The sequence below is a fragment of the Paenalcaligenes hominis genome, from assembly GCF_041359055.1.
GTDB classification, from domain to species: Bacteria; Pseudomonadota; Gammaproteobacteria; order Burkholderiales; family Burkholderiaceae_B; genus Paenalcaligenes; species Paenalcaligenes hominis_A.
Map to the genome: position 1 here is coordinate 89,103 of NZ_JBGJKZ010000004.1, position 16,926 is coordinate 106,028.

General features: G+C 47.7%; 13 protein-coding genes. 5 read left to right on the forward strand and 8 right to left on the reverse strand.

The features are described 5' to 3' along the window. Nucleotides 1–19 precede the first annotated feature (19 nt). Nucleotides 20–2,890: a 2-oxoglutarate dehydrogenase E1 component gene (locus ACBP46_RS10295; protein ID WP_371016653.1), complete on the reverse strand. Its 2,871-nt coding sequence runs from the start codon at nucleotides 2,888–2,890 to the stop codon at nucleotides 20–22. Between the two features lie 340 nt (nucleotides 2,891–3,230). Between ACBP46_RS10295 and ACBP46_RS10300 the strand changes: the two genes are divergently transcribed. Next, on the forward strand, nucleotides 3,231–5,531 hold the full coding sequence (locus tag ACBP46_RS10300; RefSeq protein WP_371016654.1) for an NADP-dependent malic enzyme: 2,301 nt from the start codon (nucleotides 3,231–3,233) through the stop codon (nucleotides 5,529–5,531). Nucleotides 5,532–5,588: 57 nt separating this feature from the next. Here the strand turns inward: ACBP46_RS10300 and ACBP46_RS10305 are convergent, their stop codons facing one another. From ACBP46_RS10305 to ACBP46_RS10335, 7 genes are all read right to left on the reverse strand, one after another. Continuing rightward, nucleotides 5,589–6,881, reverse strand: a complete 1,293-nt coding sequence (locus ACBP46_RS10305; RefSeq protein WP_371016655.1) for a citrate synthase — start codon at nucleotides 6,879–6,881, stop codon at nucleotides 5,589–5,591. Between the two features lie 17 nt (nucleotides 6,882–6,898). Then, complete coding sequence (locus ACBP46_RS10310) at nucleotides 6,899–7,159, reverse strand: FAD assembly factor SdhE (protein ID WP_077734787.1); 261 nt, start codon at nucleotides 7,157–7,159, stop codon at nucleotides 6,899–6,901. A gap of 9 nt (nucleotides 7,160–7,168) precedes the next feature. Further along, nucleotides 7,169–7,882: a succinate dehydrogenase iron-sulfur subunit gene (locus ACBP46_RS10315; RefSeq protein ID WP_371016656.1), complete on the reverse strand. Its 714-nt coding sequence runs from the start codon at nucleotides 7,880–7,882 to the stop codon at nucleotides 7,169–7,171. A 12-nt stretch (nucleotides 7,883–7,894) separates the two neighbouring features. After that, on the reverse strand, nucleotides 7,895–9,676 hold the full coding sequence (sdhA, locus tag ACBP46_RS10320; protein WP_371016657.1) for a succinate dehydrogenase flavoprotein subunit: 1,782 nt from the start codon (nucleotides 9,674–9,676) through the stop codon (nucleotides 7,895–7,897). A gap of 2 nt (nucleotides 9,677–9,678) precedes the next feature. Next, complete coding sequence (sdhD, locus tag ACBP46_RS10325) at nucleotides 9,679–10,062, reverse strand: succinate dehydrogenase, hydrophobic membrane anchor protein (RefSeq protein ID WP_371016658.1); 384 nt, start codon at nucleotides 10,060–10,062, stop codon at nucleotides 9,679–9,681. Continuing rightward, nucleotides 10,062–10,475 carry a succinate dehydrogenase, cytochrome b556 subunit gene (sdhC, locus tag ACBP46_RS10330; RefSeq protein ID WP_371016659.1) on the reverse strand — a complete coding sequence of 138 codons (414 nt, stop codon included), beginning with the start codon at nucleotides 10,473–10,475 and terminating at the stop codon, nucleotides 10,062–10,064. Before sdhC ends, sdhD begins: the two co-directional genes overlap by 1 nt. Nucleotides 10,476–10,579: 104 nt before the next feature. After that, on the reverse strand, nucleotides 10,580–11,338 hold the full coding sequence (locus tag ACBP46_RS10335; RefSeq protein WP_371016660.1) for a GntR family transcriptional regulator: 759 nt from the start codon (nucleotides 11,336–11,338) through the stop codon (nucleotides 10,580–10,582). A gap of 223 nt (nucleotides 11,339–11,561) precedes the next feature. Here ACBP46_RS10335 and ACBP46_RS10340 point away from each other — a divergent pair, with 223 nt between their 5' ends. From ACBP46_RS10340 to acnB, 4 genes are all read left to right on the forward strand, one after another. Next, nucleotides 11,562–12,551, forward strand: a complete 990-nt coding sequence (locus ACBP46_RS10340; protein WP_371016661.1) for a malate dehydrogenase — start codon at nucleotides 11,562–11,564, stop codon at nucleotides 12,549–12,551. A gap of 95 nt (nucleotides 12,552–12,646) precedes the next feature. After that, the gene (prpC, locus tag ACBP46_RS10345) at nucleotides 12,647–13,795 is read left to right on the forward strand and encodes a bifunctional 2-methylcitrate synthase/citrate synthase (RefSeq protein WP_371016662.1); all 1,149 of its coding nucleotides are present in this window, start codon (nucleotides 12,647–12,649) and stop codon (nucleotides 13,793–13,795) included. Nucleotides 13,796–13,840: 45 nt separating this feature from the next. Continuing rightward, nucleotides 13,841–14,119, forward strand: a complete 279-nt coding sequence (locus ACBP46_RS10350; protein WP_371016663.1) for a GNAT family N-acetyltransferase — start codon at nucleotides 13,841–13,843, stop codon at nucleotides 14,117–14,119. Nucleotides 14,120–14,232: 113 nt separating this feature from the next. Further along, nucleotides 14,233–16,815 (forward strand): bifunctional aconitate hydratase 2/2-methylisocitrate dehydratase, encoded by a 2,583-nt coding sequence (acnB, locus tag ACBP46_RS10355; RefSeq protein ID WP_371016664.1) that lies wholly within the window; start codon nucleotides 14,233–14,235, stop codon nucleotides 16,813–16,815. Nucleotides 16,816–16,926 lie beyond the last annotated feature (111 nt).

The window sequence follows — 16,926 nt, forward strand, 5'->3', positions numbered from 1 at the left end:
TCGTTATGTTATTAGCGCACTATCTAGAGAGCGAAAAACCTTTGATATTGTCAGCAAATGCTTGATCAATCAGCGCTTTTTGCTGTTCGTTGTGCTTGGCCAAATAGCCCACAGCAGGAGAAGATGACGCCGCACGGCCCGCATAGCTGAGCTTTTGATTTGCTGTCATGTTTTCTACTAGGTGATGCTGAATGTAGAACCAAGCGCCTTGGTTTTGAGGTTCGTCTTGTACCCAAACCAGCTCTGTTGCGTTGGGGTATTTACGAAGCTCTTCTTGGTAGGATTTGTGCGCAAACGGGTATAACTGCTCGATACGAATCACGGCCACATCGTCTCGTTCGCGTTCGGTGCGGGCATTGATAAGATCGTAATAGACCTTGCCAGAACAAACCAACACACGTTTTACTTTATCTGCTTTGATGTGATCTTGAGTTTCACCGATAACAGGCTTAAAGTTGCCTTCGACTAGCTCGGAAAGTGGTGAAGTAGCGGCTTTATTACGTAACAAGGATTTTGGTGTAAGCAATACCAAAGGCTTGCGGAAAGGACGTAACATTTGACGACGCAACACATGGAAAATCTGTGCGCCCGTTGTGGGCTGAACCACTTGCATATTGTTGTCGGCGCATAACTGCAAAAAGCGCTCTAGGCGTGCTGAGGAGTGCTCAGGGCCTTGGCCTTCGTAGCCGTGCGGTAGCATCATGGTTAAACCACAATGACGACCCCATTTGGCTTCACCCGAGGCAATAAACTGGTCAATAACGACTTGAGCACCATTTACGAAGTCACCAAACTGGGCTTCCCAAATAGTGAGTGTATTGGGCTCGGCAGAGGCATAACCGTATTCAAACGCCAACACGGCCTCCTCGGACAAGACCGAGTCAATAACAGTGAAATTGGCTTGGTTTTCGGCTACGTTTTGCAATGGAATGTAGGTACCATCGTCCCAACGCTCACGGTTTTGGTCGTGCAATACAGCATGACGGTGTACAAAGGTACCACGGCCAGAATCCTGACCTGTAATACGTACGGTGTAGCCATTGGCTACTAGGGAAGCAAAAGCTAAGTGCTCGCCCATACCCCAGTCGATGCTTTGCTCACCACGCACCATAGCACGGCGGTCGTTCAGCATACGTTTAACTAGGGGGTGTACATTAAAGCCCTCGGGCACAGAAGTGATTTTTTCACCAATACGCGTTAACTCGGCAAGAGGCAGGCCAGTATCAGCGTGGTCTGTCCACTTGGCGTTAAGGAAAGGAGTCCAGTCTGTTGCGTACTTGTTTTTGTAATCAGTAAGCACGGGCTCGACCGTGCGCTGACCGTCTTCCATCAGTTGACGATAGGCTTTAACCATTTCGTCGGGCTCGTTTTCAGCCAAAATGCCCTGAGCGACAAGTTTGTCTGCATAGAGCTTGCGTGTACCTGGGTGCTGAGCAACCGCTTTGTACATTAAAGGCTGGGTGAGCGATGGGGTGTCTTGTTCGTTGTGACCGAGCTTGCGGTAACAAACTAGATCGATCACTACGTCATGACGGAATGTTTGGCGATAGTCCAACGCCAGCTGCGTAACAAAAGCTACCGCCTCTGGATCATCCGCGTTGACGTGGAACACAGGGGCTTCGATCATTTTTACTACGTCCGTACAATACAGCGTGGAGCGTGTATCGCGTGGGTCGGAAGTAGTAAAACCAATTTGGTTATTGATAACAATATGTAGCGTACCGCCGGTACCGTAACCGCGAGTTTGGGCTAGGTTAAGGGTTTCCATTACCACGCCCTGACCTGCAAACGCGGCATCACCATGCACAAGCACAGGTAAAACCTGTTCGCCTGCAGCATCGCCACGACGGTCTTGGCGAGCACGGGTGCTGCCCTCGACCACAGGGTTGACGATTTCTAGGTGGGAGGGGTTAAACGCTAGTGACAAATGAACCGCGCCACCACGTGCAGATAGGTCGCTGGAGAAACCGTTGTGGTATTTTACGTCACCATCGGTAAGGTTTTCAGCGTGCTTTCCTTCGAATTCGGCAAACAAGTCGGCGGGCATTTTACCCATGATATTAACCAACATGTTTAAACGGCCACGGTGAGCCATACCGACAATAACTTCTTGGACGCCTAGGTCGCTACCGTGGTTAACCACCTCGTCCATACATGCGATAAAGCTTTCGCCCCCTTCAAGGGAGAAACGCTTTTGACCTACGTATTTGGTATGCAAGAAACGCTCTAGGCCTTCGGCTTCGGTGAGCTGCTGCAAGATGTTGCGCTTTTGATCGGCGCTGAAATCCATACGACCATGGACTGACTCTAGACGCTCTTGGATCCAGCGCTTTGCGACTGGATCAGACATATACATGAACTCTGCACCAATAGTTTGACAATAGGTGTCACGCAATGCTTTGAGCATATCGCGCAACGTCATGGTGTCTGATTTGGTGAAGTAGGTGTTGGTAGCGGAGTAGACTTGATCGAGATCGGCCTCGGTTAGGCCATAAAAAGCAGGATCGAGTTCAGCATAGGCGGCTCGCTCGGTTCGTTTTAGGGGGTCTAGAGCCGCTAGACGCGCGCCTAAAGAGCGGTAAGCCGCGATTAGAGATTGAACAGAAACTTGTTTGGTCGCTACGGAAAGATCCGGAGCACCTGTACGCACAGCTAAGGCATTGGCTTTAGCGCGCTCTGCAAAGGATTGAATAATAGGGCTATGCGCTTGATCACGCGTAGCTTCTTTACCGTCCGTTGCAGGTAGATGTTGGAGTTGATCAAAATAATCTCGCCACTCAGATGGAACTGAGGATGGATTATCCAGATATAGCTCGTACAGTTCTTCGACATAAGTCGCATTTGAACCAAAAAGGTACGAGGTAGATTGCAGTTCAGTTTGCGATGACATAGTTATAACGCTTCACCTATATGGATGCTTCACCCATCTTGATGCAGGAAAACCTTCCGCGACACGGCTTCACCGGTTAGCGGATAGCAGAGCAGAAGGCACGTAACGCCTTTCACAGCGATTCTATTCAGTATATATCACTAAAGGCCTAGTTGTATCTTAGCAAAGAGAAAATGTTCAACTCTTATATAAGTGTTGGCATTTACGAACAAATTACATGGTGCGTCGCAGCATGTAAAAGCTGTGATTTCAGTATATAAAGAGACTCTACACACGTAGCAGATACTACAGGTTAGAATTAGTTTTATTGTTTTGATTTATCACTCAGGAGCATTCCAACATGGAAGCCAAATCAGATCTAGCTCAACGCGCGCTGGATTACCACGCCCACCCTACACCAGGCAAAATTTCTGTTGTACCCACTAAAACATTAGCCGATGCAGACGACTTATCGCTTGCATATTCTCCTGGTGTTGCTTTTGCTTGTATGGCTATTCACGAAGATGGTGACGAGGCCGCTGCCAAATACACGTCTCGCGCTAACCTTGTGGGTGTCATCAGCAATGGTACAGCGGTGCTTGGTTTAGGCAATATCGGTCCTTTGGCCTCCAAACCGGTAATGGAAGGTAAAGGCTGCTTATTCAAAAAATTTGCTGGCATTGATGTATTTGATATTGAACTAGCAGAAAACGACCCAGAAAAACTAGTCGATATTATTGCTGCCATGGAACCCACTTTAGGCGGCATTAACCTCGAAGACATCAAAGCACCTGAGTGTTTCTACATAGAAACCGAATTACGCAAACGTATGAAGATCCCGGTCTTCCACGATGACCAACACGGTACAGCTATTATTGCCTCAGCTGCTATTATTAACGGCCTCGAAGTCGTCAACAAGAAAATCAATGAAGTTCGTTTGGTTTGTTCTGGCGCGGGTGCAGCAGCTATTGCATGTTTAAATTTGCTCGTGAATCTCGGTCTACCACGTGAAAATATTTTTGTTAGCGATTCGCGCGGTATTATCTGGAAAGGCCGCGAAGACAATATGGAGCACCATAAAGCTGAGTTTGCGCAAGACACCGAGTTCCGTACACTGGCCGATGCAGTCAATGGTGCAGATATTTTCTTAGGTTGCTCTGGTCCCGGCTTGCTTACCCCCGAAATGCTGCTCACCATGAATGAGCGCCCTCTAGTTTTGGCTTTGGCTAACCCCGACCCAGAAATCCGTCCTGAAGTTGCTAAAGCCACTCGTCCTGATGTGGTCATTGCTACCGGACGTTCGGACTACCCAAACCAAGTCAATAACGTTCTTTGTTTCCCCTTTATTTTCCGCGGTGCTTTAGATTGTGGTGCCACTGAAATTAACGAAGAAATGAAGCGCGCTTGTGTTGAGGCCATTGCACATCTTGCTCGCGAAGAACAATACGATGACGTCAATAGCGACACAGACACCGACTTAGGTTTTGGTCCAGAATACATTATCCCCAAACCCTTCGATCCACGCTTAATTGCACGTATTGCGCCTGCCGTAGCTAAAGCCGCTATGGAAACCGGAGTAGCTAGCCGCCCTATCGAAGACCTCGAGGCATACCGTCAGCGCCTCATCGCCATGACCTATCGCTCTGGTGCGTTAATGCGCCCCTTGTTCAAGCAAGCCAAAGAGCTTACTGATCTAAAACGTGTTATTTACGCCGATGGTGAAGACGAGCGCGTGTTGCGTGCAGCCCAGACCGTGGTTGACGAAAAACTAGCCTACCCTATCTTGGTGGGTCGTCCTTCTGTGATTGAAATGCGTATCAAACGCTATGGTTTGCGTTTGCAGGCTGGCGTTAACTTTGAAATTGTAGACCCTGAAGACGACTACCGCTTTAATGAAACCTGGCAAGCCTACTACCAAATCAAAGGTCGCGAAGGCGTTACCCCTGAAATTGCCAAAGCCTTGGTGCGTAAGCACAACACCTTAATTGGCGCTATGCTTATTCGTCGTGGCGATGCTGATGCCATGATTTGTGGTGTTACCACTCGCTTTGATCATCAGCTAGTTCACGTCGATGAAATCATTGGTCGTAAAGACGACGCTTCTGTTTTCGCCGCTATGAATGCACTAATGCTACCCACACAAAATATTTTTGTGTGTGATACGCATGTAAATGAAAACCCTAGCGCCGAAGAAATCGCTGATATCACCCTGATGGCTGCTGAAAAAGTCCGACAGTTCGGCTTGGTACCCCGTGTAGCGTTGCTTTCGCACTCTAACTTTGGCAGTCGCTCTACCGAGTCTTCTCGTAAAATGGCCTTAGCACGTCAATTAATCATTGAGCGTGCGCCCGATTTGGAAATCGACGGTGAAATGCATGCTGACTCTGCCCTGTCTAACCGCATTCGTTTTAAAGCGCACCCCGACTCTACCCTAACGGCACCAGCCAACCTGCTTATTACGCCAAACCTAGACGCGGGCAATATCACTTACAATATCTTAAAAATGGCAGGCAGTAACGGTGTTGCAATGGGCCCTATTTTATTAGGTGCTGCACGTCCAGTGCATATTCTTACCACGAGCACAACTACACGTCGTATTATTAATATGACTGCTATTGCTGCTCTTGAAGCCACCGAACTGGCCCAACAGGAACAAGCCTAAGCCATACGTTCAATAAAAAACGCTCCTACAAGGAGCGTTTTTTTATGCGATGTATAATTATATATCGCGAGCCGCGTAGCCAGTGTAAAGCTGACGAGGACGACCAATTTTGTAGTTAGGATCTGAAATCATCTCATCCCACTGGGCAATCCAACCCACAGTACGTGCCAAAGCAAAAATACCTGTGAATAGCTCGGTAGGAATACCAATCGCACGTTGCACAATACCGGAGTAGAAGTCTACGTTGGGGTAGAGTTTACGCTGAACAAAGTAGTCGTCTTCGAGTGCTATACGCTCTAGCTCCATAGCGAGCTTGAACAATGGGTCGTTTTCTAAACCAAGCGCCTCGAGCACCTCTTTACATGTTTCTTGCATGAGCTTAGCGCGAGGATCGTAGTTTTTATATACACGATGACCAAAGCCCATGAGACGCACGCCAGAAGACTTGTCTTTGACTTTTTCCATGAACTGACCCACGGTTTCCAAACCGCCATTGGCTTGAATTTGCTCGAGCATGTTTAAACAAGCTTCATTAGCACCACCGTGAGCAGGACCCCATAAACACGCAATACCCGCAGAAATCGCGGCATAGGGGTTTGTGCCAGAGGAACCACATAAACGAACAGTAGACGTCGAAGCATTTTGTTCGTGGTCAGCATGAAGAATGAAGATACGATCTAGAGCACGCTCCACCACTTCGTTGACCTGGTAGTCTTCGCAAGGTGTACCAAACATCATGCGCAAAAAGTTGCCTGTATAAGACAGATCATTTTTGGGGTACATGAAAGGCTGATCTACCCCGAACTTGTACGCCAAAGCCACTAAGGTTGGCATTTTGGCAATTAAGCGAATAGCAGAAATGCGGCGATGCTCTGGATTTGTGATATCAGTCGAGTCATGATAGAACGCAGACATAGCGCCAACCATACCGGTCAGTATTGCCATTGGGTGCGCATCAGCACGGAAACCACGCATAAAGCTGTGCATCTGCTGCTTGACCATGGTGTGCTGCATTACCGTTTCATTAAACGCTTGTCTTTCCTCAGCGTTTGGTAATTCACCATTTAGCAATAAATAGCTTACCTCAAGGAAATCGCAGTTTTTAGCAAGCTGCTCGATGGGGTAACCACGATACAACAACTGACCCTTATCCCCATCAATATAGGTAATCGCTGACTCGGTTGAAGCGGTCGCCATAAAGCCTGGGTCGTAGGTAAACATATCTGTTTGACCGTAGAGCTTGCGTATGTCGATGACATCGGGACCGATCGTTCCTTTGTAAACAGGAAGTTCTATTGCAGGGGTAGCGTCTGAAAACGACAGCGTCGCTTTTTTGTCTGACAGTTCCATTTTGCTTTCCTTAAAAATCACAGCGATCGCATGATTGCGACCAAACGATGAATATCTGGGCTGTCGTACTCGCCCTGAGGTTCAGAACGGGCTAACAACACGTCCAAAAGATCATAATCGCCCATCAAAAACAAGCGATCCAAAGCGGTAACGTCAACATCAGTTAGTTCCGCTTCATACTTATCCAAAAACCGCGTCACGATCAAATCGTTTTCAAGTAATCCGCGGCGAGCACGCCAACGTAAGCGGGCTCGTTCTAACTGAGTTAACGTTCTCATTTCCTACCCTTATACGGTTCTACGTACCAACATTTCCTTGATTTTGCCAATCGCATGCGAAGGATTTAAGCCTTTAGGACACACATCGGTACAGTTCATAATGGTGTGACAGCGGAATAGGCGGTAGGGATCTTCGAGATTATCCAAACGTTCACCTGTGGCTTGATCGCGTGAATCTGCAATAAAGCGATAGGCTTGAAGCAAACCTGCTGGACCAACGAACTTATCAGGGTTCCACCAAAATGATGGACATGATGTTGAACAACATGCACATAAAATACACTCGTATAAACCATCGAGTTCTTCACGTGCCTCGGGTGTTTGTAAACGCTCTTTTTCAGGAGGAGGCGTATCGTTAATAAGATACGGCTTCACTGAATGGTACTGATCGAAGAAATGCGTCATATCAACGATCAGGTCACGCACCACCGGCAAACCAGGTAATGGACGCAACACAATGGGTTGCTTGAGCTCGTTTAGGTTAGTGGTACAGGCCAAGCCGTTTTTACCATTGATGTTCATGGCATCGGAGCCACAAACCCCCTCACGGCAAGAGCGGCGAATAGAAAGGCTATCATCCACCTTGTTTTTGATGCGAACCAAAGCATCCAACAACATTTTATCGGTTGGCTCAAGCTCGACCTCTAGCTTTTGCATATAAGGACGTTCGTCCTTATCGGGGTCGTAGCGATAAATTTCAAATTTAAGTACGCGTTTGCTCATCGTAATACCTACTTAGAAAGTGCGTGGCTGTGGAGCGATAGACTCAGCGGAAAGAGGCTTCATTTGCACAGGTTTATAGCGCAAGGTGCTGCCCTCTGAGAACCAAACAGAGTGCTTCAACCACTCATCATCGTTACGCTCTGGGTAATCGTTGAGTGCGTGAGCACCACGACTTTCGGTACGGTTTGCAGCAGATTTAGTCGTTGCACGTGCCACTTCAATCATATTGGCGACTTCCAATGCCTCTACACGTGCTGTATTGAACACTTTGGATTTGTCTTGGAAGTAGATGTCTTCGACTTCGGGGGCTAAGCTTTCTATTAGCGCTTCGCCTTTTTGCAATAAATCCATGGTGCGGAACACACCACAGTGGGCTTGCATAGTTTGACGAATCTTCTCGGCAACCTCTTGAGAACGTTGACCAGAGGTACGGGACTCTAGACGATTAACGCGATCCATAGACTGCTCAACAGACCAGTCGGGAATATCATCGTGACTATGAACTTTCTCGGGGTGTGATTCCACAATGTGGTTACCCGCTGCGCGACCAAATACAATTAGGTCAAGCAACGAGTTGGTACCAAGACGGTTCGCACCGTGAACGTTGGTAGCTGCACACTCGCCAATAGCGTATAAGTTATTAACTATCTGGTTATTTCCTTGGGCATCCATGGTCATGACTTGACCATAGTAGTTAGTAGGAATACCACCCATTTGATAGTGAATAGTCGGTACAACAGGAATGGGGTCTTTAATGGGGTCAACGTTAGCGAACTTCATTGCAATTTCGCGAATGGAGGGCAAACGTTTTAAAATGGTATCGGCACCTAGATGGTCTAGCTTTAACACCACATAGTTGCCATCAGGACCACACCCACGGCCTTCTTTAATTTCTTGGTCCATAGAGCGCGATACGAAGTCGCGTGGTGCCAAGTCTTTCAAGTTAGGCGCATAACGCTCCATAAAGCGCTCGCCGTCTTTATTTAACAAGATACCGCCTTCGCCACGCACCCCTTCGGTAATGAGTACACCAGCACCCGCTACGCCTGTAGGGTGAAATTGCCAGAACTCCATGTCTTGAAGGGGAATACCAGCACGTGCAGCCATACCCAAACCGTCACCGGTGTTGATAAAAGCATTAGTGGAAGCGGCCCAAATGCGACCAGCACCACCCGTAGCCAACACAGTGCGTTTGCCTTCGAGTATGTAAATCTGCCCTGTTTCCATTTCTAGAGCAGTAACACCCAGCACATCACCGGCTTCGTTACGTAATAAATCCAGTGCCATCCACTCAACAAAGAAGTTGGTGCGAGCCGCTACGTTGCGTTGATACAAGGTGTGGAGCATGGCGTGTCCGGTACGATCCGCAACTGCACAGGCACGCTGTACTGGTTTTTCACCGTTATTAGCAGTATGTCCACCAAACGGACGCTGATAAATGGTGCCATCAGCATTACGGTCAAAAGGCATACCAAAGTGCTCTAGCTCGTACACCGCATTGGGGGCTTCGCGACACATGAACTCAATAGCGTCTTGGTCACCTAGCCAGTCTGAACCTTTAACGGTATCGTACATATGCCAGTACCAATGGTCTTCGCTCATGTTTCCTAATGCAGCGCTAACACCACCCTGGGCAGCCACTGTATGGGAACGAGTTGGGAAAACTTTGGAGAGCACCGCTACAGATAAGCCTGCCTCGGCAAGTTGTAGGGAACAGCGCATTCCGGCACCGCCGGCTCCAACTACCACCACATCAAACTGGCGGCGTGGTAAAGAAGTTTTAATAGCAGCCACGGTTACAGGCTCCAGATAATTTGTGCAAAATAAATAATACAGCCGGCTAGCCACAAGAGCGTTAGTGCTTGTAGAGCCAAACGCAAGCCAGTCGGTTTTACGTAATCCATCCAGATATCACGGACGCCAATCCAAGCGTGCCATGCCAATGAGATGAAAAACAAAGTCGTTAAGAGCTGACCAATTGGCAAGGCTCCAAAAGCTTTAAAAGCAAAAAGATTACGCCAGCCTTCGTAATTCAGTTCGGGAGTGAAAAGCACCCCAACAAGAAACACGAGGGTATAAATGATCATGATCACAGCCGTAATGCGCTGCACAATAAAGTCCATTGTGCCGTAGTGTGCGCCAACTACCAGCCGTTTTGTACCAATGCGTTCCTGGGCCATTAGAATACTCCGAACAGTTTAAGAGCAAACACAAAAGTTAAAGTTAGGCTTACGATAAGAACGGAAGCGGCGCTTTTGTTCGCACTGTACTTGTCATTACCTTTGCCTAGGTCTAAGGCTAAGTAACGAATGCCCGCACAGAAATGGTGCAAGTAAGCCCAGATCAACGCCAAAACAACGATTTTCACTGCTGGGTTACCAAACACTACACTTAGTGCGGCAAAGCCAGACGCTGAGCTAAGGCTCATGGCTAACAGCGGTAAAATAATCACAGGCAACGAAAGAAATAACAAAGCACCACTGATTCGATGCAAGATCGATGTTTTAGCAGCCAGTGGCATGCGGTATGACAATATCTGCGGCACGCTGACATTGCGATACTGCGGACGCTGCTTTTGGGCGGTATCAGACATTAAGGCCTCGAAGTAAAAAATAATTTCTAATAAATACCAATCGAACAGATCTGTCTTATTTTCCCCCATTTAGGGAAATCACGCAGATAAACTGTCCAATAATTTTAATTTAGACTATTTCTGTAGTGAAAATGATCAGTGATATAGAGCCCCTGACGCACCTCCATGGGGCGTTCCCCATACGTATAAGCAACCCGCTCGACCTGTAGTAAAGGCGTACCTTCGGCAACTTGGAGTCGACTTGCGGCGTCGGGATCGGCAGCTACCGCACGCACGCTTTCATCTGCACGCAACATGCTTACGCCAAACTCGCCCTCGAACCACGCATAAAGCGGCTCTCTGTTTTGATTAACCGCCTCGGAATTAAGCCCTTTAAACACATGCGCAGGTAACCAAATGTTATCCAAAATGGTAGGTTTATTATCAAACGACAAAACGCGTTGGATGTTAATTACAGTGTCCACGGTGCGTAACGCTAGTAGGTTAGCAATAAGAGCGGGTGCCTTAATACGAGAAAAGCCAATAATTTCACTGCTAGTGGTAGGCTGATGACCATCGTCGGGCGTAAGACGTAGAAAACGGTAACGAACCTTGGCCTCGTTGTGAGTAGAAACAAAGGTACCTTTGCCTTGACGACGAATTAACAAGTTATCAGCGGCCAACTCGTCAATGGCTTTGCGCACCGTACCCTGGCTGACCTGAAAGCGTGCCGCCAAGTCTAATTCGCTAGGAATGGCCTCGCCTGGCTTCCACTCGCCTTGGTCTAAGCTTTTTAAGAGCAGGGCTTTAATCTGTTGATACAGTGGACTATAGGCCGTGCTGCGCTCAGGATTAGATTGTGAGACTGAGTTAGATTCAGACATAATATATGTAATACCAAATCAATGCGTTAGCAGGCAGGTCATTGGCTACGAAAAAAAGAAGTAAGCCATATTTTGGCATGCAAACGACTTTCTGTCTAACACTCTTGTGTCTTATATAAGATACAAGAGAAATAGCGTATAAAGCGAGTTGGTCAAGCCAACAAAAAGCATTAAACTCTAGCAAAAGCTGTACCTTGTTTTCCAACAATTGGAGTCAACTCTCATGAGCAAACCCGCAATGCGCGTCGCCGTTACTGGTGCCGCTGGTCAAATTGGTTACGCCCTGTTATTTCGTATTGCTTCTGGCGAAATGCTAGGAAAAGATCAGCCTGTTATTTTGCAACTGCTTGAAATTCCTGATGAAAAAGCACAACAAGCCTTAAAAGGCGTGATGATGGAATTAGACGATTGCGCTTTCCCATTGCTACAAGGCATGACTGCTCACAGCGATCCGCGTGAAGCATTCAAAGACGCCGACATCGCCTTACTCGTAGGTGCTCGCCCGCGTGGTCCAGGCATGGAACGCAAAGACCTATTGGCTGTTAACGCAAAAATCTTTACCGAACAGGGTAAAGCTCTCAATGACGTGGCTAGCCGCGATGTAAAAGTATTAGTTGTGGGTAACCCAGCTAATACCAATGCGTATATTGCAATGAAATCTGCTCCAGATTTACCTGCTAAAAACTTCACAGCTATGCTGCGCCTAGACCACAATCGTGCCTTGTCTCAGCTAGCGGACAAAGCAGATGTGGCTGTTGCTGATATTGAGAAGCTCGTCGTCTGGGGTAACCACTCTCCTACTATGTACCCCGACATTCGCTTTGCTACGGTCAACGGTGCTAGCTTAAAAGACAAAATCAATGACGATGCGTGGAACAAAGACACGTTCATTCCAACGGTAGGTAAACGCGGGGCAGCTATTATTGAAGCACGCGGTTTATCGTCTGCAGCCTCTGCTGCTAATGCCGCGATTGACCATATTCATGATTGGGTCTTGGGCTCAAATGGCAAATGGGTCACGATGGGTATTCCTTCCGATGGTTCTTACGGCATACCTGAAGGCATTATCTACGGCTTCCCTGTCACCACTGAAAACGGTGAGTACAAACTGGTTGAAGGGTTAGACATTGACGAGTTTTCTCGCGAGCGCATGGACCACACCCTAAACGAACTCCTCGAAGAGCGCGAAGGTGTGAAGGATTTACTGCCCTAACTCGAAACGAAGCCCGATTTATTCGGGCTTTTTGTTATGTTAGGTGTGGCTCATTATTGAAGCCTGCCTAATTCACTCTCATAAGGAGGAGACCAATGACAACCACCGAGCAAAGTCCACGTCCTAAAAAATCAGTGGCTCTATCTGGAATCGTAGCAGGCAATACTGCCCTGAGTGCAGTCGGTGCCAGTGGCAATGCCTTGTTTTATCGCGGTTACGATATTTTAGATTTAGCGCCTGTCTGTGATTTTGAGGAAATTGCCTACTTATTAATTTATGGCAAATTACCTACCCCTAGCCAACTGAGCCACTACAAACAAAAACTCACAAGCTTACGTGGTCTACCTAACGATCTGACACGCGTTTTAGAGTGTTTGCCCGCTTCTAGCCATCCCATGGATGTGCTGCGTACAGCTGTTTCCGTTTTAGGTTGCGTATTGCCTGAAAAAGAATCACAGCCTGTAGCCGGTGCTCGTGATATTGCCGATCAGCTTATTGCTTCACTTGGCTCCGCCTTGTTGTACTGGTATCACTATAGTCATCGTGGTGAAATCATTGATGTGCAAACCGACGATAACAGTATCGCCGAGCATTTTTTGCATTTACTGCATCAAAAAAAACCCAGCCATGAATGGGTAGAAGCAATGAATGTGTCAATGAACCTGTACGCCGAGCACGAGTTCAATGCCTCGACGTTTACCAGCCGAGTTATTACCGGCACAGGTTCAGACATGTATTCAGCCATCAGCGGAGCCATAGGCGCATTACGAGGACCAAAACATGGTGGTGCCAATGAAGTGGCTTTAGAAATACAGCAGCGTTATGACTCAGCAGACGAGGCTGAAGCCGACATACGCGAACGTATACAAAAGCGAGAAGTTATTATTGGTTTTGGTCACCCTGTTTACACAGTCTCTGATCCACGTAATGCTGTAATCAAAGAAACAGCACGCCAGCTATCGGATCAAGCTCAAAGCCCTGAGCTTTTCCAAATTGCTGAACGCATTGAGCAGTTAATGTGGAATGAGAAAAAAATGTTCCCTAATCTTGACTGGTATGCTGCTGTGGCTTATCACCGCATGGGTGTGCCTACCTCGATGTTTACACCGTTATTTGTGATTGCTCGCACAGCGGGTTGGGCTGCCCATGTTATAGAACAACGCCAAGATGGTAAGATCATTCGCCCTACCGCTAACTATGTTGGCCCAGAACCGCGCGAATTTGTTTCAATTAATGCACGTTAACTCTACCTGAAAGCGACTTAGGTGGCTTTTTTAACGAGGTGGCTTATGTCCTTAGCAATTCATCACAACACCGAAAAATCCCGTTTCGAGTATGAGCACCAAGGGTTGCTTAGTTTTGTGGACTATCACTTGCACGATGAGGTGATGACCATAGTTCATACGTATGTGCCTAAAGCGCTAAACGGTCAAGGCATTGCCGCCGCTTTAACTCAAGCAGCCCTGCGTACAGCACGAAATAACCAATGGCGCGTACGTGCAGTTTGTAGTTATACCGCAACGTATTTACAACGTCATCCCGAATTTAATGACCTGACTGTCCACTAAGTCTTATGTCTTATATAAGACCATTGCTTAGCACCACACTTACTCATACAATACATATAGACCACAGCTACTCGTAGCTTAGATTCAACTCACTAACCTCAATAGGCCGCAACATGCTGGAAACTTATCGCCAACACGTTGCCGAACGCGCTGCGTTAGGCATCCCTGCGCTTCCCTTATCTGCGCAACAAACCGCCGATCTCATCGAACTCATTAAAAACCCGCCCGCAGGCGAGGAAGATTTTTTGCTAGACCTCATTACTCACCGCGTTCCTGCTGGTGTGGATGATGCGGCCAAAGTTAAAGCGTCTTATTTAGCTGCGGTTGCCCTAGGCACCGAAAGCAATACGCTGTTTGACAAAAAACGCGCTACCGAATTACTCGGTACTATGTTGGGTGGTTATAATATTGCCCCGTTAATTCAGTTACTTGACGACGACGAGCTTGCTCCTGTGGCAGCCGAAGGCCTAAAACACACGCTGTTAATGTTTGACGCGTTTTACGATGTCAAAGAAAAAGCCAACCAAGGCAACGTGTACGCTCAACAAGTATTGCAAAGCTGGGCTGATGCCGAGTGGTTTACTTCACGTCCAGAAGTTCCCGAAAGCTTGACCATTACTGTTTTCAAAGTCACTGGCGAAACCAACACCGATGACTTGTCACCTGCTCCTGATGCGTGGAGCCGCCCTGACATTCCCCTGCATGCGCTGGCTATGTTGAAAAACCCGCGTTCAGGTATCGAACCAGACGAGCCAGGTAAAGTTGGCCCCATTAAACTCATCAACGAGCTTAAAGAGAAAGGCAATATTGTTGCCTATGTAGGTGATGTAGTTGGTACAGGTTCCTCTCGTAAATCTGCCACAAACTCTGTGTTGTGGTTTACTGGCGAAGACATTCCTTATGTTCCAAACAAACGTTTTGGCGGCATTTGTTTGGGCAGCAAAATTGCACCTATTTTCTATAACACCATGGAAGATGCAGGTGCTTTGCCCATCGAGCTAGATGTATCCCAAATGGAAATGGGCGATGTAATCGAACTTCGCCCTTACGAAGGCAAAGCCCTAAAAGATGGCGTAGTTATTGCCGAGTTTAGCGTTAAATCCGATGTGCTCTTTGACGAAGTCCGTGCTGGCGGCCGTATTCCATTAATCATCGGTCGCGGTTTAACCACGCGTGCACGTGAAGCGCTACGCTTACCTCCTACTGATTTATTCCGTCTGCCTAGCACCCCTGAAGATTCAGGCAAAGGTTTTACTCTAGCTCAAAAAATGGTGGGTCGCGCTTGTGGTTTACCTGAGGGCCAAGGTGTACGTCCTGGCACCTATTGCGAACCACGCATGACCACAGTGGGTAGCCAAGATACCACCGGCCCCATGACACGTGACGAATTGAAAGACTTAGCTTGCTTGGGCTTCTCTTCCGATCTAGTGATGCAGTCCTTCTGTCACACGGCCGCCTATCCTAAGCCTATTGACGTAAAAACTCACCACGAGTTACCAGATTTCATCAGCACACGTGGTGGTGTTTCCTTACGCCCAGGCGATGGCATTATTCACTCTTGGCTCAACCGCATGTTGTTGCCTGATACCGTAGGTACAGGGGGCGACTCCCATACTCGCTTCCCAATTGGCATCAGCTTTCCTGCCGGCTCAGGTCTAGTGGCTTTTGCCGCGGCGACAGGTGTTATGCCTTTAGATATGCCTGAGTCCGTATTGGTACGCTTCAAAGGTGAAATGCAGCCTGGTGTTACATTACGCGACTTGGTTAATGCCATTCCGTTCTACGCCATCAAACAAGGCCTACTCACCGTAGAAAAATCAGGCAAAGTGAATATTTTCTCTGGTCGTATTCTCGAAATCGAAGGTCTACCTAACCTCAAAATTGAGCAAGCTTTTGAATTGTCTGATGCCTCAGCTGAACGTTCTGCTGCAGCATGTACGGTGCGTCTAGACAAAGAGCCCATCATTGAATACCTCAACAGCAACATCACCCTCTTGAAATGGATGATTGCAAATGGCTACGAAGACGAGCGCACCATCATGCGTCGCATCAAAGCCATGGAAGAATGGCTAGAAGACCCACAACTGCTTGAGCCAGATGCCGACGCCGAATACGCTGCTGTGATCGAAATCGACCTTGCTGAAATTCACGAGCCAATCGTAGCGTGCCCGAACGACCCAGACGATGTGAAATCACTTTCTGACGTAGCTGGCACACCTATTGATGAGGTGTTTATTGGTAGCTGTATGACCAACATTGGTCACTTCCGAGCCGCCTCTAAGCTTCTTGAAGGCAAACGTGATATTCCTACGCGTCTATGGGTTGCGCCTCCTACCAAAATGGATCAGGCTCAACTTACCGAAGAAGGTCACTACGGCGTATTAGGTGTAGCCGGTGCCCGCATGGAAATGCCAGGGTGTTCACTGTGCATGGGTAACCAAGCTCAAGTTCGCGAAGGCGCTACTGTAATGTCTACCAGTACTCGCAACTTCCCGAACCGCCTAGGTAAGAACACAAATGTGTTCTTGGGCTCTGCCGAGCTGGCTGCCATTTGCTCACGTCTAGGTCGCATCCCTACCCGCGAAGAATACCTAGCCGATATGGGCATACTGCAAAATAACAGCGATGACATCTATCGCTATATGAACTTTGATCAAATCGAAGAGTTCAAAGAAATTGCAGACACCATCGGCTAAGACTCTGCTCTAACTCTCATCAACCCCTTGAGGTCATTGGCCTCAAGGGGTTTTTTATCGCTATTCTGTTAGATGACAGGTACACTGTACGTTTTGCTGTTAGATAGGAAT

Excerpts from the sequence above, each read along its gene's own strand:
- ACBP46_RS10315 (WP_371016656.1), bottom strand. The coding sequence starts at position 7,882 with ATGAGCAAACGCGTACTTAAATTTGAAATTTATCGCTACGACCCCGAT.
- acnB (WP_371016664.1), top strand. The coding sequence starts at position 14,233 with ATGCTGGAAACTTATCGCCAACACGTTGCCGAACGCGCTGCGTTAGGC.
- prpC (WP_371016662.1), top strand. The coding sequence starts at position 12,647 with ATGACAACCACCGAGCAAAGTCCACGTCCTAAAAAATCAGTGGCTCTA.
- ACBP46_RS10295 (WP_371016653.1), bottom strand. The coding sequence starts at position 2,890 with ATGTCATCGCAAACTGAACTGCAATCTACCTCGTACCTTTTTGGTTCA.
- ACBP46_RS10350 (WP_371016663.1), top strand. The coding sequence starts at position 13,841 with ATGTCCTTAGCAATTCATCACAACACCGAAAAATCCCGTTTCGAGTAT.
- ACBP46_RS10340 (WP_371016661.1), top strand. The coding sequence starts at position 11,562 with ATGAGCAAACCCGCAATGCGCGTCGCCGTTACTGGTGCCGCTGGTCAA.
- ACBP46_RS10310 (WP_077734787.1), bottom strand. The coding sequence starts at position 7,159 with ATGAGAACGTTAACTCAGTTAGAACGAGCCCGCTTACGTTGGCGTGCT.
- sdhD (WP_371016658.1), bottom strand. The coding sequence starts at position 10,062 with ATGGCCCAGGAACGCATTGGTACAAAACGGCTGGTAGTTGGCGCACAC.
- ACBP46_RS10335 (WP_371016660.1), bottom strand. The coding sequence starts at position 11,338 with ATGTCTGAATCTAACTCAGTCTCACAATCTAATCCTGAGCGCAGCACG.
- sdhC (WP_371016659.1), bottom strand. The coding sequence starts at position 10,475 with ATGTCTGATACCGCCCAAAAGCAGCGTCCGCAGTATCGCAATGTCAGC.
- ACBP46_RS10305 (WP_371016655.1), bottom strand. The coding sequence starts at position 6,881 with ATGGAACTGTCAGACAAAAAAGCGACGCTGTCGTTTTCAGACGCTACC.
- ACBP46_RS10300 (WP_371016654.1), top strand. The coding sequence starts at position 3,231 with ATGGAAGCCAAATCAGATCTAGCTCAACGCGCGCTGGATTACCACGCC.